Source organism: Collimonas humicola (assembly GCF_018304945.1).
GTDB classification, from domain to species: Bacteria; Pseudomonadota; Gammaproteobacteria; order Burkholderiales; family Burkholderiaceae_D; genus Collimonas; species Collimonas humicola.
Genome location: NZ_JAGQEE010000003.1, coordinates 430,927 through 454,255, shown reverse-complemented (window position 1 = coordinate 454,255; position 23,329 = coordinate 430,927). Strand labels below are relative to the sequence as shown.

General features: G+C 63.1%; 17 protein-coding genes. 12 read left to right on the top strand and 5 right to left on the bottom strand.

Features of this window, described 5'->3' with window-relative positions:
* Positions 1 to 4 precede the first annotated feature (4 nt).
* Complete coding sequence (locus tag KHU30_RS13565) at positions 5 to 2,359, top strand: glycoside hydrolase (RefSeq protein ID WP_211443125.1); 2,355 nt, start codon at positions 5 to 7, stop codon at positions 2,357 to 2,359.
* 33 nt (positions 2,360 to 2,392) lie between these two features.
* Here KHU30_RS13565 and KHU30_RS13560 read toward each other — a convergent pair whose 3' ends face one another.
* On the bottom strand, positions 2,393 to 3,427 hold the full coding sequence (locus KHU30_RS13560) for an alpha/beta fold hydrolase (protein ID WP_211443124.1): 1,035 nt from the start codon (positions 3,425 to 3,427) through the stop codon (positions 2,393 to 2,395).
* A gap of 31 nt (positions 3,428 to 3,458) precedes the next feature.
* Positions 3,459 to 4,493 carry an AraC family transcriptional regulator gene (locus KHU30_RS13555; RefSeq protein WP_211443123.1) on the bottom strand — a complete coding sequence of 345 codons (1,035 nt, stop codon included), beginning with the start codon at positions 4,491 to 4,493 and terminating at the stop codon, positions 3,459 to 3,461.
* 179 nt (positions 4,494 to 4,672) lie between these two features.
* On the opposite strand from KHU30_RS13555, the gene KHU30_RS13550 reads away from it, so the two are divergent.
* From KHU30_RS13550 to KHU30_RS13500, 11 genes are all read left to right on the top strand, one after another.
* Positions 4,673 to 6,082 carry a flavin-containing monooxygenase gene (locus KHU30_RS13550; protein WP_211443122.1) on the top strand — a complete coding sequence of 470 codons (1,410 nt, stop codon included), beginning with the start codon at positions 4,673 to 4,675 and terminating at the stop codon, positions 6,080 to 6,082.
* Positions 6,079 to 6,927, top strand: coding sequence for an SDR family NAD(P)-dependent oxidoreductase (locus KHU30_RS13545; RefSeq protein WP_211443121.1), 849 nt, complete (start codon positions 6,079 to 6,081; stop codon positions 6,925 to 6,927). The genes KHU30_RS13550 and KHU30_RS13545 overlap by 4 nt, the downstream gene beginning before the upstream one ends.
* A gap of 123 nt (positions 6,928 to 7,050) precedes the next feature.
* Complete coding sequence (locus KHU30_RS13540; protein ID WP_211443120.1) at positions 7,051 to 8,274, top strand: MFS transporter; 1,224 nt, start codon at positions 7,051 to 7,053, stop codon at positions 8,272 to 8,274.
* Positions 8,275 to 8,326: 52 nt separating this feature from the next.
* On the top strand, positions 8,327 to 9,700 hold the full coding sequence (locus KHU30_RS13535; RefSeq protein WP_230411293.1) for a DUF1329 domain-containing protein: 1,374 nt from the start codon (positions 8,327 to 8,329) through the stop codon (positions 9,698 to 9,700).
* A gap of 88 nt (positions 9,701 to 9,788) precedes the next feature.
* On the top strand, positions 9,789 to 11,723 hold the full coding sequence (locus tag KHU30_RS13530; RefSeq protein WP_230427365.1) for a DUF1302 domain-containing protein: 1,935 nt from the start codon (positions 9,789 to 9,791) through the stop codon (positions 11,721 to 11,723).
* A gap of 19 nt (positions 11,724 to 11,742) precedes the next feature.
* Positions 11,743 to 14,160 carry an efflux RND transporter permease subunit gene (locus tag KHU30_RS13525; RefSeq protein ID WP_211443118.1) on the top strand — a complete coding sequence of 806 codons (2,418 nt, stop codon included), beginning with the start codon at positions 11,743 to 11,745 and terminating at the stop codon, positions 14,158 to 14,160.
* An 8-nt stretch (positions 14,161 to 14,168) separates the two neighbouring features.
* Positions 14,169 to 15,233, top strand: a complete 1,065-nt coding sequence (locus KHU30_RS13520) for a WD40/YVTN/BNR-like repeat-containing protein (protein WP_211443117.1) — start codon at positions 14,169 to 14,171, stop codon at positions 15,231 to 15,233.
* A 124-nt stretch (positions 15,234 to 15,357) separates the two neighbouring features.
* The gene (locus KHU30_RS13515; protein ID WP_211443116.1) at positions 15,358 to 15,756 is read left to right on the top strand and encodes a nuclear transport factor 2 family protein; all 399 of its coding nucleotides are present in this window, start codon (positions 15,358 to 15,360) and stop codon (positions 15,754 to 15,756) included.
* Between the two features lie 46 nt (positions 15,757 to 15,802).
* Positions 15,803 to 16,702, top strand: coding sequence for a helix-turn-helix domain-containing protein (locus KHU30_RS13510; RefSeq protein WP_211443115.1), 900 nt, complete (start codon positions 15,803 to 15,805; stop codon positions 16,700 to 16,702).
* A 74-nt stretch (positions 16,703 to 16,776) separates the two neighbouring features.
* Positions 16,777 to 17,322, top strand: a complete 546-nt coding sequence (locus KHU30_RS13505; RefSeq protein WP_211443114.1) for a DUF3455 domain-containing protein — start codon at positions 16,777 to 16,779, stop codon at positions 17,320 to 17,322.
* 221 nt (positions 17,323 to 17,543) lie between these two features.
* Positions 17,544 to 18,428, top strand: a complete 885-nt coding sequence (locus KHU30_RS13500) for an amino acid ABC transporter substrate-binding protein (protein ID WP_230411292.1) — start codon at positions 17,544 to 17,546, stop codon at positions 18,426 to 18,428.
* A 58-nt stretch (positions 18,429 to 18,486) separates the two neighbouring features.
* Here KHU30_RS13500 and KHU30_RS13495 read toward each other — a convergent pair whose 3' ends face one another.
* The 3 genes from KHU30_RS13495 to KHU30_RS13485 all read right to left on the bottom strand — a co-directional run bounded on the left by KHU30_RS13495 (position 18,487) and on the right by KHU30_RS13485 (position 23,163).
* Positions 18,487 to 19,623 (bottom strand): nucleoside hydrolase, encoded by a 1,137-nt coding sequence (locus KHU30_RS13495; protein ID WP_230427364.1) that lies wholly within the window; start codon positions 19,621 to 19,623, stop codon positions 18,487 to 18,489.
* Positions 19,624 to 19,718: 95 nt separating this feature from the next.
* Entirely contained in the window at positions 19,719 to 21,971 is a 2,253-nt protein-coding gene (locus KHU30_RS13490) for a TonB-dependent receptor (RefSeq protein WP_230427363.1), read from the bottom strand.
* A gap of 472 nt (positions 21,972 to 22,443) precedes the next feature.
* The gene (locus KHU30_RS13485) at positions 22,444 to 23,163 is read right to left on the bottom strand and encodes a GntR family transcriptional regulator (protein ID WP_211443113.1); all 720 of its coding nucleotides are present in this window, start codon (positions 23,161 to 23,163) and stop codon (positions 22,444 to 22,446) included.
* Positions 23,164 to 23,329: the final 166 nt, after the last annotated feature.

The window sequence follows — 23,329 nt, the reverse complement described above, 5'->3', positions numbered from 1 at the left end:
CTTGATGAAAAATCCCTCGTTGTATCGGCGCCTGCCGTATAGCCAGTCCTTGCCCTGCTTGCTGGCGGCCATATGCCTTTTCCTGGCTTCATCCATTGCCCTCTCGGCCGAACGGCAGGCGATCTCGCTGGCTGCGCCGTTTGGCCGCTTCATCGTCGATCCGGCTACGCTGGCGATATCAATTGAGCCGCATGGCGCAGCAGCGACGCCGCTGGCTGCTGCGGCATTTCCCGCAGGCAAGGTCAGCATGCAGGCTGACCATCGCTGGCGCATCGATTCCGCTGCCCATCACCTGACGGTGGTTGCCGATATCGACAATGGCGCGCTGCGCCTGTCGCTCACCTCCGGGCAGCCGGCCATCCTGGACTGGCCGCAGACGGCTGCGCCGCAGGAGATCGAGGCTTATGCCTTACCCTTCGGCGAAGGCAGCTATGTGCCGTCGGACGATCCGGGCTGGATGGCCTGGCTGCAGCAGCGTTACGAAACCAAGGGCGAGGTGAATGAACTTCTGTCCATGCCGTTCTGGACCGAATTGCGCGCCGGCCGCTCCGTCACCTGGATAGCCGAAACCCCGTTCAACACGCAGTTCAGCATGCGCCAGGCGCAGAGCCGGACTTTGCCCGGCTTCTCGCACGAGTTCACGCGGCTGGCCCCGGGCGCCGCCTATACGGTGCGCTTTGTGGTCGGCCCTGAAGATCCTTTGGCCGGCGCCCGTGCTTATCGCAGCTGGTTGCAGGCGAGCGGCAAGTTCCTGTCGCTGGCCGGCAAGATCGCGGCATTGCCGAACACCGCCAAGCTGGCGGGCGCGCCGCATATCTATCTGTGGGGAGCAGGTCTCTTGAAAGCCGGGGATATTCAGCAGTGGCCGGCTTTCATCCGCCTGTTCCAGCAGCACAAGGATGACCAGGCCCATCTTGCCGGACGACTGTGGCGGAGCTTCGACGGCGACACCCGCGGCAGCTTCGATGCGGCTTTCAAGAGCGCCGCCGGCGCTGGCGGCCATGTCGAGAAATGGCTGCAGACCGTGCTGATCCGCGCCCTCAACGAAGGCTTGCAGAAAGTGCTGGCGGCAACCCCGGTAGCGCCTTTGCCGGGCAAGCATGATCCGGCCGCCGACGCCGCCTGGGCGCAGTCGGCACGCAGCGCGCTGGTTGCTGCATTCGGCGGCACGCTGGCGCCGCCCGCGCGCTGGGGCGGCGGCTTGTCGCTTGACACTATCGACGCCCTGCGGCAAGCCGGCCTGGCGCGCGCCTGGCTCGGCGCCGACGACTGGCGCGACGCCCTGTGGCATCCCGAGGCGGTGCGCGCTGCTGAAGCAGCTGGCTACCTGGTCGGGGTGTATGACAGTTACGGCAGCGCCCATCGTTCCGACCAGGCCAGCACCTGGGCCACCGCACAGATGGGCGATACGCTGGCGGCAGCTGGATATCGCGACCGCGACGGCAAACTGGTGACCGGCTTTGCCGCACGCGGCGTGTACGTCAGCGCGCGCGCAGTGGAGTCCTACGCGCGGCAGCGCATGGCAGCCGTGGCACGAACGGCCGGGCTGAACAGTTACTTCCTCGATGTCGATGCGGCCGGCCCCGACTATGACGACTACACGCCCGGCCGTGAAACCAGCCAGGAACAGGACGCCGAGGCGCGTCGGCGGCGCCTGTCGTATGCCGCCAAAGAGCTGGGCCTGGTAACCGGCAGCGAAGGCGGGCTTTCCCAGTACGCGCCGCAGATCGCCTTTGCCCACGGCATGCTGACGCAGCCGTTTGCCTGGATGGATCCGTCCATGAAGGACAAGGCTTCTCCCTACTATCGCGGCGGCTACTGGCCGCCCGAAGCACCCGACATGTACTTCAAGCCGGTGCCGCTGAAGGCGGAAATCGCACGCTATGTCCGGGCGCCGGAATTTCGCCTGCCGCTCTACCAGATCGCGCTGCACGATAGCGTGGTTGCTACCCACCACTGGGAATACGGCACTCTGAAGTTTTCCGGCCGGAGCGAAGCGAGCGCCCTGCAGCAGCTGTTATACATGGTGCCGCCCTTGTACCACCTGAGCGATGCGGTGCTGGCGCGCGACCTGCCGTTCATCGCCGCCTACGACAAAGTATTCCGGCCCTTGCACCAGCGCCTGATGACGCAGCCGATGACTGATTTCAAGGTGCTGTCGCCGGACCGGGCGCTGCAGCGTTCAAGCTTCGGCGACGGCACCGCGATCACCGTCAATTTCGATCTTAAGCAGCGTGTCCTGGCGGATGGTCTGCGTCTGCCGGGACAATCAGCCTACGTCACGACGCCAGGGCTGGCGCCGCAACTGGTCGAGATCAAGGCCATGTTCGCACAAGCTGCGGCGACCAGGCGCCAGTGATGCCGGATATGCTCCGGCCACGGGGCTGGCTGATTATTGCTTCGCCAGCCAGTCCAGCAAGGCTTTGTGAAATTCATCCGGCTTTTCCATTTGCGGCGCGTGGCCCAGGCCGGCGAATTCGATCAGGGTGGATTGCGGAATCATCTTGGCGGCCTGCTTGCCGAGCACATTGTATTTTCCGATTCTTGCCTTCACCTCCGGCGGCGCGATATCGCTGCCGATCGCAGTCGTATCGGCATCGCCTATCAGCAGCAGGGTAGGCACCTTGAGATCCTTGAATTCATAGACCACCGGCTGGGTAAAGATCATGTCATAGATCAACGCCGAGTTCCACGCCACCAGACTGCGGCCGGGGCCCTGGTAGAGGCCGGCCAGCATGTCTACCCAGCGCTCGTACTCCGGCTTCCAGCGGCCGGCGTAATAGGTGTTGAGTTCATACTTGCGCAGATCGTCCGCCTTGAATTTCAATTCCCGCTGATACCACTGGTCCACCGAGCGGTGCGGCACCCCCAGCGCTTTCCAGTCTTCCAGGCCGATCGGATTGACCATCGCCAGCTGCGTCACCTGGCCTGGATACAGCAATGCGTAGCGCGTGGCCAGCATGCCGCCGGTGGAGTGGCCGATGACAGCCGCCTTGTGGATATCCAGGTGTTCCAGCAGCGCATGGGTGTTGATGGCCAGCTGTTGGAACGTGTATTGATAATGCTCGGGTTTGCTGGAAGCGCAAAAGCCGACCTGGTCCGGCGCGATGACGCGGTAGCCGGCCGCACTCAAGGCGGTGATGGTCTGGTCCCAGGTCGCGCCGCAAAAATTCTTCCCATGCAGCAGCACCACGGTACGGCCGTTGGCGACGCCTGCAGCGGCCACGTCCATATAAGCCATCTGCAAATGCTCGCCTTGCGATTCAAAAGCGAAATGCTTTATTTCGTGGGGATAGGCGAAGCCTTGCAGTTCCTGGCCGTAGGCCGCTGCGGCTGTTGCGGCGGTTGCGGCGACAGGCGCGGCAGAAGCGGCAAGAGACGCACTCAGCAGCACGCCGGCGAGGCACAAGGAAAAGGAATCAGTCATGTTGTTTTTCTTTAATCATGAGTCTGCGATATTACTCCCGGATCTCGGTCGGCGCCACGCCGGTCCAGCGCTTGAACGCGCGGCGGAAATTGCGTACGTCCTTGAAACCGGTCTCGGCAGCGACGTCGGCGACCGAGAATTTTGAGTGCGACAGCAGTTCCAGCGCCCGCGATTTGCGCACCGATTCCAGCAGGCTTTGATAGGAGAAGCCGGCGTCGTTCAGGCGTCGCCGCAAGGTCCGTTCGCCGATATTCAAGGTGGAGGCGATGCTTTGCAAAGTCGGCAAATCCTTCAGGTTGTCGCGGATCGCGCGTTCGATGGTGGTCGACAGATCGACCTTTTCCTGTTCCACCGCCAGGTTCTCTTCGATCAGTTTAATGGCCGTCTTGGCTACCAGCGCGTCGTAGGTCGGCAGTGGATAATTCATCCAGTTGACGTCGGTGATCAGGCGGTTGCGCGAGCAGCCGAAGCGTACCGGACAGCGGAAAATCGTATCGTAGATGGCCGCATGCGGCGGCGGCTGGTACACCAGTTCGACCGCGCTTGGCGTGAACTGCGGGCCGGCCAGGTGGCGCACGATGTTGACCATGCTGGAGAACGCTTCTTCGATCAGGAACATTTCGATATCCGGATCGTAGAACTGCGGATCGGCCAGGATCGCCACCTGCTGGCCCTGCAGCTCCATGGCGATATGGATCAGCGAACCGGCGCCTTTCTGATAATGGATCCCCATTTCGCTGGCTTCGCCCAAGGTGGCGCAGGTCATCATGCCGAAGCCCACCAATCCCCACGACACCAGCGTCTGCCGGCTGCCCACAGCCAGCCCCAGCCCGGTGTCGCCGATCAGCTTCTGGCCGCGGCGTATCATCATGCTGCCCTGGCGATAGGAAATCTTGAAGTTGGGCTGGTTGAGGTCGTCGACGCTGAAGCCGAGGCCGCGGCACAGCGAGTCGCTGTCGTAGCCGCGTTCGTGCGCCACGATCGACAGGTAGCGCGGCGTCAGCGGATTGATCGATGCGGTCGAATAGCGCGGGTCGAGGCGTTCCGGTTTGGCGGTCGGTTTCATGCTTTTCATTGTGATCACATGATCGCTGGCTGTCCAGTGCTCATGCATGCGCCGGACAATATTCTGTCCGTTTAAGACCCTCCCGCCGTCCGTTTCGGCCCTCACTCCACGCCCGGGACTTGGATACATTTGAGGCACGCAAAGAATTCAAACAGCAGCTTGTGTCCAGGAGAGAGTCTATGAGTGCTTCATCCGTTTCCGGCAATAACGCAGCAGTGTGCATCATCGGCGGCGGTCCCGGCGGGCTCAGTGCCGCCCGCGCGCTGAAGCGGCAGGGCGTCAGCTACGAGCAGTTCGAGCGCCATAGCGATGTCGGCGGCATCTGGGACATGAACAACCCGGGCAGCCCGATGTATGAGTCGGCCCATTTCATTTCATCGCGCGACCAGTCCGGCTACGCCGGCTTCCCGATGCCGAAAGACTATCCCGACTATCCAACCAACCAGCAGATTGTCAGCTATGTAAGATCGTTCGCGCGCGCCTTTGGCCTGTACGACAACATCCGCTTCGGTATATCGGTGCGCAGCATAGACAAGCTGGCCGACGGCCGCTGGCAAGTGACGCTGGAGAACGGCGAGCAGCGCCGCTATGGCGCGGTGATCTGCGCCACCGGCTGCAACTGGGATCCCAGCCTGCCGGAAATCAAGGGCCAGTTCAACGGCGAGATCCGCCATTCCGTCAGCTACAAGCGCGGCGAGGAATTCAAGGGCAAGCGCGTGATGGTGGTCGGCGCGGGTAATTCCGGCGCCGACATTTCCTGCGATGCCGCCACCTATGCCGATAGCGCATTCATCAGCATGCGGCGCGGCTATCACTTCATCCCCAAGCACCTGTTCGGCGTGCCGTCCGACGAGTTTGCCGAGAAGGGGCCGCAGCTGCCGATGTGGATGGAGCGTCCGGTATTCAGCGGCATTCTCAAGATGATCACCGGCGACCTCACCCGCTTCGGCCTGCCGAAGCCGGACCACAAGCTGTTTGAAAGCCATCCGCTGATGAATACCCAGCTGCTGCATCATCTGCAGCATGGCAATATCGCCGTGCGGCCGGATGTCGAACGCTACGATGGCGACGAGGTGGTGTTCAAGGATGGCAGCCGCGAGCAGCTCGACCTGGTGCTGTACGCTACCGGCTATAAATGGAGCGCGCCTTACGCCGGCAGCTATTTCGAATGGCAGGGCGGACGGCCGCAGATGTATCTGTCGGTGTTCAACCGCGCGCACCGCAACCTGTTCGGCATCGGCTATATCGAAACCAACTCCAGCGCCTTCAAGTTGTTCGATGCGCAGGCGCACCTGATCGCCAGCTATCTGCGCGATCAGTTCACCGAAGGCGCCGGGCCGGAGCGAGTGCGCGCCTTCGATGAATTGATCGCGCATGACGACCCCGATCTTTCCGGCGGCATCAAGTTCATCAAGTCGCAGCGCCATACCGTCTACCTGGAAGTGCATGCGCTCAAGCGCTACCTGAAGAAACTGCACAAGCGCATCGGCTGGCCGGCATTGCGGGATGGCGATTACGCGCAGATGCTCAAGCCGCAGCCGGAACAAGCGCCGCAGCGCCAGAAAAATGCGCTGAAGGAGGCGGCATGAAGCTCGGTCCGGAGTTTGCCGGAAGGGTCGCCCTGCTGACCGGCGCCGCCGGCGGCATCGGCCGCGAGATCGCCAGGCGCTTGGACGATGCCGGCCTGCGGCTGGTCCTGTGCGACCTGAATCGGGCCGGCCTCGACGAGCTGGCCGCCGGCCTCAAGGGCAAGCCGCTGCTGATCGCCGGCGACCTCTGCCGGCGCGATCTGCTGGAACAGATCCGCCAGCAGGTCGAGCAACAGTTCGGCCACCTGGATATCCTGCTCAACAACGCCGCCGTGGTGCGCACCGACCGTTTCGACGAGTATGCGCTTGACCACATCGAAAGCGATTTGCAGATCAACCTGATCACGCCGCTGCTGCTGTCGCGCATCATGGTGCCGCTGCTGAAACTCGCGCCCGATCCGCGCATCATCAACACGATTTCGCTGGGCGGCGTCTTGCCGATGCCGGAGAGTCCGTTGTACAGTGCCAGCAAGTTCGGATTGCGCGGCGCCACCTTGTCGATTGCGGTGGATTTTGAAAAGAAGGGCATCAAGGTCGGCGGCATCCTGCCATCTTCGGTGGATACCGCGCAGCTGCGGCATGAAGCCTTGACCGGCGGCAGCGCGCTCAACTTCATCGATCCGCCGCAAAGCCCCTCGCACGTGGCGGACGAGATGCTGCGGATGCTGCGCGATCCGCGCTATGAGCGTTACCCGAAAATGTCCGACGCCATGCTGGTCAGGCTGGCGATGCTGTTTCCGAACCGGATCGGCAAGATCATCAACTGGTTTGAAAAGAAGGGCCAGGCCGGCCGCAAGCGCTATCTGGAAGAGCGCGGCCTGACCAGCCAGGTGGTGCGCTGGTAGCAGTCGGAAGGAAACGCCGGAAAACCAAGGAGGCCGAATTCCGCGACAGACGGATGGCCGCCGACGCAGGATGCACGATCCCGCCGTACCAATATAAAACACCCGTCCAAGGGAGATGACGACATGGCTTCAAGCGCAGCGCCCGCTTCTGTTCAAGCTACGGCTCCATCCGTGCATGCCGCCGCCGGCAAGGCGCTGTCGCCGGCAGCGCCGGGGCGGCGCGAAATGCTGCGCCTGGCGATCGTCTATGCGGTAGCCATCAACGGTACTATCCTGACGCCTTTCATCGTTGCCGCCCTGATGCTGCGCTTCGGCCTGGACGAAGGCCAGGCCACCATGATGACCGGCTTTGAAATGCTGGGCATGGCGCTCAGCTGCATGCTGCTGCCGCACCTGGTGGCACGCCATGCCAGCCGCTTTGCCTGGATCGGCATGCTGGGGACGGTGGCGATGCAGGCCGCCAGTGCGCTGCTGGCGACGGCGCAGGCAGTCGGCATAACGCGCGGCATGGCCGGCGTGTTCGAAGGGATGCTGTTCATGCTGGTGGCAGCCAGGGTCGCCAACCAGCCGTCCGCCGAGCGCATCTGGGGCGTGATCGTGCTGGCGGCCGGGCTGGTCAACGGCGCCCTGCTGATCGGCATTTCCTACCTGCCGGAGCGCTGGGCGGCGCAGTGGCTGTTCCTGGCGCTGGCCATGCTGGCGCTGTGCGCCGCGCCGGTGCTGCTGCAAGCCGGCCGCGCCATCGTCCATGACGGCCGCGCCGTAAAAAAGACATCCGCCGGCGCCCTGCCGTGGCTGCGCATCGGCGCCGTCTGGCTGCTCACCATCCTGGTCTATGGCGTGCAGGCCGGCCAGTGGGCGGTGACCGAGCTGGCCGGGCAGCATGCCGGACTGGCAATCTCGACCATCGGCGTCCTGTTGTCGATTTCTTCCTTTCTGGGTTTCCTCGGCTGCATCGCGTCTTCCTGGCGCGGCAGCGGCCAGCATCGGCGCATGATTATCGTGGCGGCGCTGCTGCTGATGATGGCCTCGGTGATGTGGTTCTTTTCGGCCCGCAGCGGCGCCGCTTATTTCAGCAGTCAGCTGCTGCTGAATATCGGCTTCTACGCGCTGACTCCCTTCCTTACCGGCCTGCTGTCCGAGATCGACAGCGACGGCTCGCTGGTGTCGCGCACTGTGGTGGTGACGCTGGCCGGCGTGGCGTTCGGCACCACTGCGGCCGGCTGGCTGTTGAGCGCCCTCGGCGCCGAGCGCTTCGGCATGGCGCTGGGAGCCGTGGTGCTGTTGGGCATTCCGCTGGCGGCAATCGCCTTTGCCCCTGCCGCGAGCCGCGCCGCCGTCAAGTAAGTGAACTGCGCTTTCTAAACTTTTGTGCTTTGACCTGCGAGGAGATATAAAAATGAAAATGCACCCGATCAAACCGAAAGCTTCGCTGCTGATGCTGTCCATCGCCTGCCTGCTGGCGCCGCTGGCATGGGCGCAGCAGGCTTCGAAACTGGGCGCCGAGCTGACGCCGATAGGCGCCGAAAAAGCCGGCAGCAAGGATGGCGTGATCCCCGCCTGGAGCGGCGGCGACGTCAATCCGCAAGGCGGCTACAAGGCCGGCCAGCCGCGGCCGGATCCCTACGCCGGCGACAAGGCGCTGTACTCGATCAATGCCGCCAATGTCGATAAATATGCCGCCAGGCTGTCGCCCGGCCAGGTGCAGCTGATCAAGAGCATCAAGGGCTATCGTGTGGATGTCTATCCGACGCACCGTTCCTGCGGCTATCCGGAAGTGGTTTACCAGCGCAGCAAGGAAAATGCCGGTTTCGCCAAGCTGGCGGCCAACGGCTACGAACTGGCGGAAGCCAAGACCGCCGGCTATCCGTTCCCGATGCCGGCCAGCGGCGTCGAAGCCATGTGGAACTTCAAGATGCGCTACCAGGGCGAGGGCCTGACCTGGGCCTACTCCACGGTAGTGCCGCCGAAAGGCGGCAGCGACATCGGCCAGCCGCTGGTGCAGGAGGACTACATCATGTTCCCGCTGTCGGAACCGAAGAACAACAACATCGCCGGCGCCAAAGGGGTCGAGTCGCTCTACCTCAGCCCGTATATCGCACCGGCCCAGTTTGCCGGCGACGTCACCTTGTCGCACGCGTATATCGGCAAGCCGAACGACATCTGGCTGTACTTCGCCAGCCAGCGCCGGGTGCGGCGGGCGCCGACCTATTCCTACGACGCTCCCATCCTCAACGATGAAAACCTGGAAACCATCGACCAGTACACCATGTACAACGGCCCGCTGGACCGCTACGACTACAAGCTGGTCGGCAAGAAGGAAATGATCGTTCCTTACAACTGGAACAAGCTCAATTCGGTGCAGGCCAAGATCGGCGACGTCGTGCAGCCGGCCTTCCTCAGCCGCGACCTGGCGCGCTACGAAACCCACCGCGTGTGGGAGATCGAAGCCACCGTCAAGCAGGGCGCGCGCCATACCTTCCCCAAGCGGACCTTTTACCTGGATGAAGATTCCTGGCAGATCCTGGTGCAGGACCTGTACGACGGCCAGGGCAAGGTCCAGCGCGTGATGGAGAGCGGGGTGGTGATGGCGACCGAGCTGCCGGCCTGCGTGCAGGAAGCGTATGCCAGCCATGACCTGGCGCTGGGGCGCTATATCGCCGAACGGATCCCGGCCGGGCAAAAGCAGTCCGATTGGCTGGCCGGCCGCGACGGGCGGGTCAAGGAATCGATGTTCGAGCCTGACGGCCTGCGCCGTTTCGCCACTCGCTGACAGCCATGGCGGCAGCCGAACGGCTGGCCGCCGCCAATAAAAATCGCGCGGTTGATCCGGATCCCGGGGAGAGACAGGAATGAAGAAGATGGCGAACAGGAAGAAGGGCCGCTTGTGCAGTTTCCGGCCTGGCATGGCGGTGGCGTTGGTTTGGGGCAGTTCGACGGTGTTCAGCCATGCGGCCAGGGCGGAGCAGTTTGATCTCGGCAACGGCTTGAGCGGCAGTTTCGATTCTTCGGTTTCCTTCGGCGTCGGCGTACGCACGTCCAGCCCCAACTGCAGCTTCATCGGCCAGGACAACGGCGGCTGCGCCAGCAGCGGCCAGGTCGACATCGCGCGCCGCGATCCGCTCAATTTCAACCAGTCCTACGACCTGACCCGGCTCAACCAGGACAATGGCAACCTCAACTATAAAAGCGGGCAGGTATTTTCTGCCGCCCTGCGCGGCGTGCACGACCTGTACCTCAAGGCGCCGGATGGCTGGAGCGGCCTGATGCGCGCCGCCTGGTCCTATGATTTTGCCGCCGACCGCACCAGCTACGCCGATCTGGAACCCGATGCGCGCAGCCATGCGGTGCACGACATCCGCCTGCTGGATGCCTACGTCAACAAAGAATTCGAAATCGACCGGCATCCGGTGCGGGTGCGGGTCGGCAACCAGGTGATCAGCTGGGGAGAGGACATTTTCATCCCTGGCGGGATCAATTCGATCAACTCCATCGATGTCCGGCGCGCGCACAGTCCGGGCGTCCAGCTCAAGGAAATATTCCGGCCGGCGCCGATACTCTCGCTTAACGCCGAAGTGGCGAAAGGGCTGAGCGTGGAGGGCTATTACCAGACCCGCTGGAACGGCTATGAATTCGATCCGGTCGGCACCTTCTTTTCCACCAGCGACATCGTCGGACGCGGCTCCAGCGGCGCCTTCCTGCCGACCTCGCTGGTCAATTCCGTCACCGGTCCGCTCGGCCTGCCGCCGGCGCCGCCGGGCACGGTGGGCGATACCGGCACCCGCATCATCGGCATCAATCCCAGTACCGGCCTGCCATTCAACCGCCGGCTGACTGCGGGCGAGCTGGCCGATCCCAATCTCAATCCGCTGTTTGGCCCGCTGGTCCACAGCGGCAGCGTGATCCCGCGCGGCATCGATCACAATCCCAGGAACAGCGGGCAGTTCGGCCTGTCCACGCGCTACACCTTTCCCGACAGCGGCGACGAGCTGGCCTTGTACTACGTGCGCTATCACGACAAGATCCCTTTCGCCAGCATCCGCGTCAACCAGGGCGCCACCGCCAATCCCTTCGGCTGGCAGGATATCTATCTGGACTATGCTGAAGACCGCAACCTGTTCGGCGTTTCCTACAACACCCGCGCCGGCGACTGGGCGTTCGGCACGGAACTGTCTTTCCGGCCGAAGGAAAGCATTCCCATCGATCCGACCATCGTCGCCAATCCGGCCAATCCGTACTACTGCAACGCCGACCTCAACCCGGCCAACTACCGCCCCACCGGCTACGTCTGCCGCGGCGCCGTCGACCAGAAGAAATACCAGTTCCACCTGACCGCCCTGAATATCTTCACCCCGGGCGGCAGCTTCGGCGGCCTGCTGCGGGCGCTGGGCGCGACCGAGGGTTCGTTCACTTCCGAGCTGGCGGCGGCTTACTATCCGGATCTCGATCTCAACCGGGGCATCCCGTATTCGGTCGCCTCCGATTACCGGGTGCCGACCAGGCTGTCCAGCGGCCTGGTGGCGCAGATCGCGGTCAACTATCCGGCCGCGTTCGGCGGCCAGGCATCCTATGCGCCGGACCTGTCGCTGTCGTATGGCATGTCCGGCGTGTCGGCCAGCGCCTTGCCAGGTTTCGTCGAGGGGGCGGGCGCTGTGGTGGTCGGCCTTACCGTGGATTTCAAAACCAAGCCGGCCACCAAGATGCGGGTCGACTACACCCACAATTACGGCGGCGGCCAGTCCAACCTGATGCGCGACCGCGACTTCGCTACTTTCAGTTTCACGACTTCGTTCTGACCAGGGATTGGATGCAAGCATGAGTGGTTCAACGCAACATCTTCCGCAGGACAGCCGGCTGCTGCGCATGGTGGGCCGGCTGGAGTCGGCGCTGTTTCGGCGGCGCCTGCCGGTGCTGCTGGCCTTTGCCGCGTTCACCGCGTGCATGGCGGTGCTGGCGCTAGGTTTGCGCATGTCGGCCGGGTTTGAAAAGACCTTGCCGCAACAGCACGAATACATCAAGACCTTCAACCAGTACCGCGAGGCGCTGTTCGGCGCCAACCGCCTGATCGTGGTGGTGCATGCGCGTCACGGCACGATCTGGAATCCGCCGGTGCTGCGCCAGCTGCTGGGCGTGACCGAGGCCGTCAACTATCTGCAGGGCGTCGACCGCAGCAGCGTTACATCGCTCTGGACTCCCAACGTCTTCTTCACCGAAATCACGGAAGAGGGCTTCAAGGCGCTGCCGATCACCGGCGGCGAGATCATCCCGGACAAGCTCAATCCGCAGGTGATCGCCGACATCCGCGAGCGGGTCGCCGCCGGCGGCTATCTAGGCAACCTGGTGTCGCGCGACCAGAGCAGCGCCATGGTGCTGGCCGAACTGCAGGACAGCGATCCGCAGACTGGCCAGCCGCTGGACTACCGCAGCTTCAACCAGCTGCTGGAAAACAAGGTGCGCAGGCAGTTTGAAAATGCCGATGTGGAAATCCAGATCATCGGCTTCGCCAAGGCCATCGGCGATATCGGCGAAGAGGCCAGCAAGGTCATGCTGTTCTTCGGCATCGCCTTGCTGCTGACCGGCCTGTCGGTGTACTGGTACTGCCGCTCGCTGCGCCTGACCTTGCTGCCGCTGGCGTGCTCGCTCAGTTCGCTGGTGTGGCAGTTCGGCACTTTGCGGCTGCTCGGCTTCGGCCTCGATCCGCTGGCCATCCTGGTGCCTTTTCTTGTTTTCGCCATCGGCGTCTCGCATGGCGTGCAGCAGATCAATTACATCGTCCGTGAAATCGCCGACGGCAAGAGTACCGAACTGGCGGCGCGTCACAGTTTCACCGGCCTGCTGATACCCGGCACGCTGGCGCTGGTGACGGCCTTCATCAGCTTCATCACGCTGACCCTGATTCCGATTCCGATGATACGCGAGCTGGCCATCGCGGCATCGATAGGGGTGGGCTACAAGATCGTCACCAACCTGGTGATGCTGCCGCTGGCCGCTTCCTATTTCAGTTTTTCGCGCGAATACGCGCAGTGCGCCATCGGCCGCCGCGAGCAGCATAGCCGCTGGCTCAGCGGCCTGGAGCTGGTGGCGCGGCCGCGCAACGCCTGGATCGTGGTGGCGCTGGGGACAGCATTGTTCGGCGTCGCGGTCTGGCAAAGCCAGGGCCGCCATGTCGGCAGCCTGCAGGCCGGGGCCGCCGAGCTGCGGCCGGAGGCGCGCTTCAACCGCGATGCCGCCGACATCACGGCGCGCTTCGACGTCGGGCTGGATTGGCTGACTGTCGTGTTTGAAGTGGCGCCGGCGGGGCAGCTGGACGCCTGCGCCCGCCCCGATGCCCAGCTGTTCATGGATGACTTTGCGCAGCAGATGAGCAGCGTGCCCGGCGTGCTGTCGGTGCGCTCAGTGGCCGACGTGCTGAAGGGCGTCAATGCCGGCCTCAACGAAGGCAATCCGAAAATGAACACCATCACCCGCGACGCCCGCGGCCTCGGCTCGCAGTTCGGCAGCGCCAACAACCAGCTGCACGGCTTCTCATCATCCGATTGCCGGGCTCAGGGCGTCAACCTGTACCTGAGCGATCACAAGGCCGTCACCATCAAGGGCGTGGTCGCCGCGGTCGAGGAATTGCGCCGCGCCAATCAGTTGAGCGGGGTGAAGATCCGGCTGGCCAGCGGCAACGCGGGCGTCCAGGCCGCCACCAACGAGGTGCTGGAGCGCAGCGAGCTGCCGATGATGCTGTACGTCTATGGCGCCATCCTGCTGCTGGTGTTGCTGGCCTATCGCGACTGGCGCGCGATGCTGGCTTGCTGCCTGCCCTTGACGGTCGCCACCTGGCTCGGCTACTGGTTCATGAAGGACCTGAATATCGGCCTGACGGTAGCGACCTTGCCGGTGATGGTGCTGGCCACCGGCATCGGCGTCGACTATGCCTTCTATATCTACAACCGCCTGCAGCTGCACCTGGGCGCCGGCCTCGACATCAGCAGCGCGCTCGAACGCACCTTGCACGAGACCGGCGTGGCGACGGTGTTTACCGCGTTGACGCTGTCGATCGGGGTCGCCACCTGGTCGTTCTCGCCGCTGCAGTTCCAGGCTGACATGGGCAAGCTGCTGACCTTCATGTTCCTGGTCAACATGGTGATGGCGGTGACCTTGCTGCCGGCCTTCGCCGTGGTGCTGGAGAGCCTGTTCCCGCGCCGCGCCGGCATGCTGCGCACACCGTCTTATGCGGCTCATTGAGGATATCCATGTTTCCAGCGTCAATCGTTTCATATCGAAAGACAGCCCGTTTCGGCGGCTTCCTGACGGCCGGCTTATTGACACTGGCGGTGCTCTGCCCGAGTACGCGCGCCGCAGGCCAGGCCGCATCCGACTGGCCGACCAGGCGGCCCGCCCAAATCCGCCCGCAGGCGAGCAGCGGCCCCTTGCTGGCTGCCGCCACCGCCGGCGCGGGAGCGGGCAGCAGGATTGTCGCGGTGGGCGAGCACGGCGTCATCCTGCTGTCCGACGATGGCAGCACATACCGCCAGGCGCGCAGCGTGCCGACCCGCGCCATGCTGACCACGGTGTGCTTTATCGACCGCAATACAGGCTGGGCCGCCGGCCATGACGGGGTGGTCCTGAAAACCACCGACGGCGGCGAAAACTGGCAACTGCTGCGCCAGCAGTACGGCCAGGAACAGCCGATCCTGTCGATCTGGTTCGGCGACGCCAGCAACGGCATCGCGGTGGGTCTGTTCGGCATGGCCTTGAGCACCAGCGACGGCGGCGCCAGCTGGAGCGAGCTGAAACTGGCCAGCGGCGACGCCGCCGACCGCCACCTGTACCGCATCCTCGCCACGCCCGGCGGCGCTTTATTGATCATGGCGGAAGCCGGCACGGTATTCCGCTCGGAAGACGGCGGCAAGCATTGGGACGTGATCGACAGCGGCGCCAAGGGCTCGCTGTGGAGCGCGCTGGCGTTTTCCGACAATGGCCAGAGCAGCGTGGTGGCGGTGGGCATGCGCGGCCACATCGTCCGCAGCAATGACGACGGCAAGAGCTGGCAGGCGGTGGCTTCCGGCACCACGCAGTCGCTGACCGATGTCGCCCTGCTGTCCGCGCAGCAGCTGGTGGCGGGCGGCGTGGGCGGCGCGCTGTTGTTCAGCAGCGATGGCGGCCGCCATTTCACGGCGCGGCAAGGCGCCGGCGATGCGCCCCTCACCGCGCTGCTGAAGACGCCCGGCCCGGGGCCGGCGCAGCTGGGGCTGTTTTCCATGGCGGGCGTCATGAAGCCGCTGGCCGCCGGGACGCTGCTCCAGCCCCAGCCCTAGCCGGCATTCCTTGCTTTGATTACCTGGGAGGTAATCGACCGTGCTCCCCGGCGGGCGGAGAATGTTTCTGTCGACAACGACAACGCATTCTTCCTAAACCAGCACACCTTGAAGGAGCACGATCATGACTGACATCAACCACACTGCAACCATCGCCGATCAAGCCAATGCCATCGCCAGCCGCTACATCGCGGCCTGGAGCGAAGCCGATGCGGTGCGCCGCCGCGCCCTGATCGCCAACGTGTTCACGCCGGATGCGGTGTATCTCGATCCGATGGTGCGCAGCGCCGGCCACGATGGCCTCGATGCCATGATAGGCGCGGTGCAGCAGCAGTTCGCCGGCCTGCGCTTCCGCCTGCACGGCAAGCAGGACGGCCACAACGATGTCGTGCGCTTTTCCTGGACCCTGGGCGCCGACGGCGCCGAGCCGGTGGCCTACGGCACCGACATCGCCGTGGTGGCAGCCGACGGCCGCATCCGCAGCGTCACCGGCTTCCTGGATGCGATGACGGTGCCGGCATAGCCGCGGATAGCGCGCTACACTGCGCATAATTCTTCGGAGACAGCTCATGGGTGCATCACAAATGGTGGCGGAGCCGGACAGCAGCGCGGGTGTAAAGCAAGGCGCTGAACAAGGCGCGCGGCACCGCTACTTCAACGACTTTGCCGCAGCCTTGCGCTACTGGCGCGACAAGCGCGGCTATAGCCAGCTGCGGCTGTCGGCCGAAAGCCATATCTCGCAGCGCCATATCAGCTTCCTGGAGAGCGGCCGCTCGCAGCCGAGCCGGGAGCTGATCCTGAAGCTGGGCACGGCGCTCGACATCCCGCTGCGCCAGCGCAACGTGATGCTGCTGGCGGCGGGTTTCGCGCCGGCCTACCAGGAGCGCAAATTGTCCGATCCCGAACTGGCCGCGGTCAAGCAGGCGCTCGATTTCATGCTGGCGCAGCATGCGCCGTATCCGGCGCTGGTGGTGGACCGGCTATGGAACCTGGTGATGAGCAACGGCCCCGCCGCCATGATGATCCGCTGGCTGCTCGACATGCCGGACACGCAGCCGCTGCCGCGCGAAGGCGTCAACGTCCTCAAGCTGATGCTGGACCCGCAGGCGATCCGCAAGCATCTGCTCAACTGGCAGGATGTCAGCGCCGACCTGCTGCACTGGATCCAGCGCGAAGCCATGAGCGACGGCCCCGGCAGCGAAGCCACCGCGCTGCTGGAGCAGCTGGTAGCGCTACCGGGCATCAAGGCGGCGACGCAGATGCCCAACCTCGATACGCGGGTGCTGCCTTTCCTGCCGATGACGATCCGCAAGGACGGCGTCGAGCTTAACCTGTTCACCTCGATCGCCACCATGGGCACGCCGCATGACGTCACCGTACATGAATTGCGGATCGAATCCTTTTTTCCGGCCGATGCGGCTACCGCGGCGTGGTTCAAGGCCAGGGCTCCGGCCGCGCCAGCGGAGTAAGGCTCCAGCGCTTACAATGCGGATGCTTTCAGGCAATTATGTGCCTGTGCCAACCTTATTGCGGAGAAAACAACATGTTGAAAAAAGTATTAAGCGCTGCGGTGCTGGCAGGCTGCGCGCCGTTTCTTGCAGGCTGCGCGAGCACCCCGGCGCTGGCGCCGATCGCGGTGCCGGACAACCTGCAGGTCGCGTCGACCCAGGTGCTGACGCTGGAGGCAAAGGCCACCGGCGTGCAAATCTACCAATGTGCGGCAGCGGCCGCGGACGCATCGAAGTTCGAATGGCATTTCGTGGCGCCGCAAGCCGAGCTGTATGACCAGCACGACAACAAGATCGGCAAGCACTATGCCGGCCCGACCTGGGAATCGAATGACGGCAGCAAGGTGGTCGGCGCCGTCCAGGCGCAGAGCAAGGCGCCGGATGCGGACGCCATCGCGTGGTTGCTGCTGAATGCCAAATCCACTTCCGGCAGCGGTGTCTTCAGCCGCACGCAAAGCATCCAGCGCCTGCAGACCCTGGGCGGCGCGGCGCCGGCGGACGGCTGCGATCAGGCCCGGCTGGGCCAGCAGACGCGCGTGCCTTACCAGGCAATCTATCGTTTCTATTCCGCCAGGTCGTAAGGCGCGGCAGCACAAGCGGCGGCCGCAATTGGCGCTTTGATCACATGTAAAACGCGCTTGTAAAAATCGTATGTAAAATCATGTATCCAATTTGTAACAGCCACCGCAAGCGCATCAAGTACTGATATATTGTCGCGAGGAAATGAACCCCCTCAATCAATTGTTCGGCCGCTGCCGGTCATGCCGGCGGCGGCCGTTTGCGACCTATCGGAGTTTTCTGTATGCGTGGTGTGATCAAGCATGGTTTGACCTTCTTATGTATCCTGACACCACTGGCCGCCAGTGCCGGCGACACCCTTAGCAAGATCCGCGACAGCCAGACCATCACCTTCGCCTATCGCGAAACCGCACCGTTTTCCTTCACCGATGAAAACAAGCAGATCGTCGGTTATTCGATCGACATGTGCCTGAAGATCGCCGATGCGGTGAAGCGCGAACTGAAGCTGCCGAACCTCAAGGTAGCTTATGTGCCGGTCGATTCGACCACCCGCTTTTCCAGCATCATCGACGGCAAGGCCGACATGGAATGCGGCTCTACCACCAATAACGCCGAGCGCCGCACCCGCGTCGGCTTCACCGTGCCGAACTTCTTTTCCAGCGTGCGCATGATCGTGAAGAAGGGCAGCGACATCAAGAACTGGTCCGACCTGCGCGGCAAGACCATCGTCATCACCAAGAGCACCACCACCATCGACTTGGTCAACGACCGCAGCAATGTGCGCTCGCTCAACATCAAGGTGGTGGAAGCGAAGGACGATGCCGAATCGTTCAGCTTCGTCGAGCAGGGCAAGGCCGATGCCTACGCCATGGACGACGTGCTGCTGTACAGCCTGCGCGCCACCGCCAAGACGCCGTCCGACTTCACCGTGCTGGGCGACCCGCTCTCGATCGAGCAGTATTCCCTGATGTTCCGCAAGGACGATCCGGCCTTCAAGCAGCTGGTCGACAAGGAGATGGTGCGCATGATCAACGAGGGCGATTTCCAGAAGATCTACAGTTTCTGGTTCACCCAGCCGCACGGATCGAAGAAGATCAACATGGGCATGCCCATGGGTTACCTGCTGCGCGACTCCCTGCTTTATCCTTCCGACAAGACCTCGCAATAACAGCGGATCGGCTTGCCGGGCGCGGCCTGCGTCCGGCGAGCTGCATGCGTTCAGGCTCCTAGGGCTGCGGCGCCGGCGGCGTCGGCAGGTTCATCAGCCTGATCATCATCTTTTCAAATGCCGCTACATTGACTTCGCGCACCACCGTGCTCACCTGCGCAATCAGGCCGGGCGGCGCGTACGCTGCCGGCCAGGACAAGGTATTGCCGTAGCCGGCGCCGAAGTCGGTGTCGATGCTGACATACAGCTGGTCGGATTTGCTGATCAGCGTCGGGTCCAGCCAGACCGCGGTGGCCAGTTCATCCCAAAGCGGGAAGCCGGTCTCGGTCACCTTCTTCACCATTTGCGCCAGCGGCGTGCCGGACCTGGTCATGTCGTTCAGCAGCCTGGCGCTCAGCTCGGTAGCGGTCGACGGATCGACCGGCACCATCACGATATGTTTCCATGGCGCGCGCAAGGCAATCTTGGCCGCTTCCGGATCCCAGCGAAAATTGAATTCCAGGCGCGGCGTGTTGACGTACTCGCGCGCAAACTGTTCGGCAGACTTGGATGGCAGCATCTGGTGCGGATTCAGGCTGCCGCCCATGTAGACGATTTCCTTGGCGGTGGCGGCAAAACTGGGATCGAGGCTGATCGCCAGCGCCACATTGGTCATCGGCCCGGTCGCCAGGATGGTCACCTCACCCGGAAACTCATGGACTTTCCTGATCATGAAATTGGCGGCGATTTCAGCCGACGGCTTGGTATGCGGCATGCCTTCCGGCAGCTGCGGAACGAAATCGTGGGCGTGGTAATTGGGCTGGCTCTGGATGGTGCCGTCCGGCCATTTCTCATCCGTCCAGGCGCCCTTGTACACCAGCTTGCCGTACAGGGATTCCCAGCGGCGCGTGGCTTCCTGCGTGTTCAGCAATGGAAAAGCCGAACCGGGAATCACCGGGATATCGCTGCGGCCGATGACTTCCAGGGTGCGCAGCGCATGCGCGATATTTTCGTCGCGCCAGGTCGAGCCGCTGACAATCGTGATGCCCAGCACTTCCACATCCGGCGACTGGATCGCCATCAGCTGCGCCGCGCGCGGGCCGCCGATGTCGTCGTCGATGATCACCTTGCGCTTGCCTTCGGCCTGCGCCGTTACGGCAACGCCCAGCATGAACAGGGCCGACAGCAGCTGGCGCTGCATGAACTTCGCTTTCATAATCCGCCTTATATAAAAATCAGAGTATCAGAGTAAAAACTGCGGGGATGACGAGGTGCTCTGACATGCCTTCCAAGACTTGCTTGCCGCCGTATCTAAAAATTGGAACGGAACTGCACGCCGAACATGCGCGGTTCGTTGATGAACGCGGTCCGGTTGTCGAAATCGATGCCGCCGACCGCCACGATCTTGTTGGTGATATTGCGGGCGAACGCAGCGATTTCATATTTGTCGCCATCCCACTTGTAGCCCACGCGCAAGCCCCCTTCCAGCAAGGGCTTGCCGGTGAACTCGGTCGAGTTGTACAGGAAAAAATTGATCTTGCTGCGGTAGGCCCAGTCGGTATAGAAGAACAGTTCATCGTTGTTGCCCATCGGGATGCCGTAGCGCGCCGTCACGTTGGCGATCCATTTCGGCGCTTGCGGCAAGGGATTGCCGTCGATCGAATACAAGCCCGGCCGCACCTGGGTGTTGAGCACGGTGCAGGATGCGCAGCCGGCCACCAGCAGGTTCGGATCGCGGATCTGCGTGTAGTTGTAGCTGCCGCCTACGGTGACGCGCAGGCGCTCGCTCAGGTTCGCCTCCAGGTCCAACTCTGCGCCGCGCCCCACTGTCTTTGCCGCGTTCACCAGCATGATCGAGTTGGAGTTGCCGCCGACCGCCGTCAGCTGCTGGTTCTTGACGTCGAAACTGTAGATGCTGAAGTTGGCGCGGGCGCGGCGGTTGAAGAGGTCGGCCTTGATCCCCGCTTCATAGGAGGTGATGGTTTCCGCGTTGGCTACCGTGATCGGCACCGAGGACGACGGCGCTGCAATGCTCGGCGCGCGGAAGCCGGTGGCTACCCGCGCATAAGTGCTGACGTCCTTGGTCAAGGCATAGTTGGCGCTGAGATCCCAGCTCACCTTCGATTTGTTTTCGCTGATCGAGCCTGGACCGGTAAACGTCACGTTGTTGGCGACTTCATTGGAGAAATCCTTCTTGTCCTCGGTATAGCGCAAGCCGCCGCGCAGCTTCAGCCTGTCGTTGACGTCATAGGTGAGCGAGCCGAACGCCGCGTACGCGGTGTTTTTCTGGCGGTTTTGCAGGTAGCTGGTTTGCAGCTGGGTGGCGCTGTCGAAGTTGGAACTGTTGCCCGCGACATCTTCGTAGAAGTAGTACAAGCCGCTCTGCCAGTTGAGCGGTCCTTCGTTTTTCGACTCGACCCGGAATTCCTGCGAAAACTGCTTGTGGTCGGCCACGCCGCCGCCGGTCTGCACCTGGAACGGAATGAAGCCGGGGCCGGTCGGCGTGCCGCCGTCGATGTCGCCGCGGCTGAAATAGCTGGAGATGGTTTCATAACCGGTGATCGAGTACAGCTTGACCTGGTCCAGGTTCCAGCTCAGCCGGGCGCTGCCGCCGGCGGTATGCAGGTACTGCGTGTTCAAGCCGTTGAAGGTGACCTGCGAAGGACTGAAGCCGGCGACGAAGCCGTCCGAGCCTTTCTCCAGGACATTGGCGCGGAACAAACGGGCGCTGCCGGTGGTGGCGCGCGCGTGGATGTTGAACAGGGCGTTGAAAGTGCCGTCCGGCTTGTACAGGAATTGCAGGCGGCCGGCGCGTTCGTCGTAGCCTTCGAGGTTGGGCGTGCCGCCGCCGTCATTCTTGACCCAGTTGTCGCGATGCTCGACCAGCGTCGAGAAGCGCATCGCCCATTGGTCGCTCAAAGGCACGTTGACCGCTGCTTCGACGTTGGCGGTATTGTGGGTGCCGTCGGAGACGCTGTAGTAGCCGGAGACCTTGTCCAGGCTGGGCTTGGCCGAATCGAACTTGACCACGCCGGCCGGCGTGTTGCGGCCGAACAGCGTGCCCTGCGGGCCGCGCAGCACTTCGACACCGGCCAGGTCGAACATCGGGAAGCCTTTGAGGGCAGCGTTTTCCTGCACCACGTCATCGAATATCAGGGACACCGGCTGCGAGGCGAAGGTGGAGAAATCGGTATTGCCGTAGCCGCGGATATAGAAGCGCGGAAAGGTGCGGCCGTTCGACGATTCGATATTCAGGCTCGGCACCTTGGCCGCCAGCACGCGGATATCCTGGCCGCCGGAGTTGAGCACGTCGAGGGTCTCGCCTTTGAGCAGGGTCACCGAGATCGGCACGTCCTTGATTTTTTCGACCTTGCGCTGCGCGGTCACGGTCATGGTTTCCAGCTGCAGTGAAGGGCCGTCCTGCGCCGCCGGGCCGGCGGCTGCGGATGCCGCGGCGCCTGCCGTCTGCGCCAGCGCCGCGCCGAGCGGCAAGGCGACTCCCAATGTCAGCACCATCTTCCCTGCGCAACGCAGGCGGGCGCGTGCCCTCGCTTTTTTTCCCATTTTCCATCCCTCAGTGATCGACGTTGATAAACCGGATTTGCTTGTTTTAGTTATGTCTGCCGCGTGCAGGCCGGCGTTTGAAAGTGCGCGTGCCGGACCAGAACGGATTCACTCAACGCAAAGACCGTGCCAGAATTTTTCCCGGCAGGAAGAATGGAGAAAACGGTATTACGATTTGTATCGAAAATATATTGTATACATATGGACAGGTCCGGTTCGAGCGCGGGTAGCTTGCAGGAGTGACAAGGCCGGCTGTCGCGCAAGCCGCCGCATCCGGCAAAAAATAACGCCTTCTATTGGGGAGGGGCGCGCCAAAACAGGGCTGGCGGGTGTGTTGCAGGAACCGGATTAGTGCGCGCCGGCGCGCCAAAATGGCGACATTTTGAAATAACTTGTATACACTTTATGACAGCTGGCCGAGGCGCGAATGTGCCCTAAGATAGCCCTGGCATCCCGGCAAGCGCGCTCGCATTCATGCGAGATCGAGTATGTCAGCCAGGTTGACTTCGTGTTCGTCGTCGCTCAGGCGCAGGGCCTGTTCGATGTCGAGCAGATGCTGGTCCATCATGCGGATCGCCGCTTCGACCTCGCCGGCGGCGATGGCGTCGATCAGGTGTTCATGTTCGTGGTTGGGGCAGGCAGTCTTGTTGGGTGCCTGGTACAGGGCAATGATGAGCGAGCAGCGCGAGACCAGTTCGCGCAGGAAGCGGGTCAGTACCGGATTGCCGGCTGTCTCGGATAACAGGATGTGGAATTCGCCGCCGAGGCGTATCCACTTGGCGTGGTCGCCGCTATGAAAGGACGCATGTTCTTCTTTGACGATTTGGCGCAGCCGGGCGATCTGGGCGCGCGTTGCATGCTGCGCCGCCAGCGGCACGATGATGGCTTCGATGGCGCGCCGCGCCGCGAAGATCTCGCGTGTTTCCTGCGGCGTCGGCTGCGCAATGATGGCGCCGCGGTTCGGCCGCAATTCCAGGATATGGTCGTGCGCCAGGCGCTGGATGGCCTTGCGCACGATGGTGCGGCTGACCGCGAACAGTTCGCACAGGCTGGCTTCGGTCAGCTTGGTGCCCGGCGGCAGGCGCTGGCTCATGACCGCCTTCAGCACCGAATCGTAGATTTTCTGATCCACCACGCCGCTGCCCCGCGTCGAGGCGGGCCTGGTTGCAGTGTCGCCGGACTTTTTTTTCATGCGCTCTGTTTTCATTTTGTGGTTACCAGTCTGCTGTCATGCTACCGCAAATCGGCGCCGCCAGGCATGGGGCGGGCCCGGCTGGCTTACGCAGGAATCGCGCCAGGCGCGCCTGAAGCAGGCGGCGGCAGACTGGCATGCAGTTTGCTTTTGCAGTTGCTTCATG

Bases quoted from the DNA above. Each gene is read 5' to 3' on its own strand.
- KHU30_RS13495 (WP_230427364.1), bottom strand. From the start codon at position 19,623: ATGAAAGCGAAGTTCATGCAGCGCCAGCTGCTGTCGGCCCTGTTCATG.
- KHU30_RS13560 (WP_211443124.1), bottom strand. From the start codon at position 3,427: ATGACTGATTCCTTTTCCTTGTGCCTCGCCGGCGTGCTGCTGAGTGCG.
- KHU30_RS13490 (WP_230427363.1), bottom strand. From the start codon at position 21,971: ATGGGAAAAAAAGCGAGGGCACGCGCCCGCCTGCGTTGCGCAGGGAAG.
- KHU30_RS13500 (WP_230411292.1), top strand. From the start codon at position 17,544: ATGCGTGGTGTGATCAAGCATGGTTTGACCTTCTTATGTATCCTGACA.
- KHU30_RS13540 (WP_211443120.1), top strand. From the start codon at position 7,051: ATGGCTTCAAGCGCAGCGCCCGCTTCTGTTCAAGCTACGGCTCCATCC.
- KHU30_RS13505 (WP_211443114.1), top strand. From the start codon at position 16,777: ATGTTGAAAAAAGTATTAAGCGCTGCGGTGCTGGCAGGCTGCGCGCCG.
- KHU30_RS13545 (WP_211443121.1), top strand. From the start codon at position 6,079: ATGAAGCTCGGTCCGGAGTTTGCCGGAAGGGTCGCCCTGCTGACCGGC.
- KHU30_RS13525 (WP_211443118.1), top strand. From the start codon at position 11,743: ATGAGTGGTTCAACGCAACATCTTCCGCAGGACAGCCGGCTGCTGCGC.
- KHU30_RS13485 (WP_211443113.1), bottom strand. From the start codon at position 23,163: ATGAAAAAAAAGTCCGGCGACACTGCAACCAGGCCCGCCTCGACGCGG.
- KHU30_RS13550 (WP_211443122.1), top strand. From the start codon at position 4,673: ATGAGTGCTTCATCCGTTTCCGGCAATAACGCAGCAGTGTGCATCATC.
- KHU30_RS13555 (WP_211443123.1), bottom strand. From the start codon at position 4,493: ATGAAACCGACCGCCAAACCGGAACGCCTCGACCCGCGCTATTCGACC.
- KHU30_RS13535 (WP_230411293.1), top strand. From the start codon at position 8,327: ATGAAAATGCACCCGATCAAACCGAAAGCTTCGCTGCTGATGCTGTCC.
- KHU30_RS13520 (WP_211443117.1), top strand. From the start codon at position 14,169: ATGTTTCCAGCGTCAATCGTTTCATATCGAAAGACAGCCCGTTTCGGC.
- KHU30_RS13565 (WP_211443125.1), top strand. From the start codon at position 5: ATGAAAAATCCCTCGTTGTATCGGCGCCTGCCGTATAGCCAGTCCTTG.
- KHU30_RS13530 (WP_230427365.1), top strand. From the start codon at position 9,789: ATGGCGAACAGGAAGAAGGGCCGCTTGTGCAGTTTCCGGCCTGGCATG.
- KHU30_RS13515 (WP_211443116.1), top strand. From the start codon at position 15,358: ATGACTGACATCAACCACACTGCAACCATCGCCGATCAAGCCAATGCC.
- KHU30_RS13510 (WP_211443115.1), top strand. From the start codon at position 15,803: ATGGGTGCATCACAAATGGTGGCGGAGCCGGACAGCAGCGCGGGTGTA.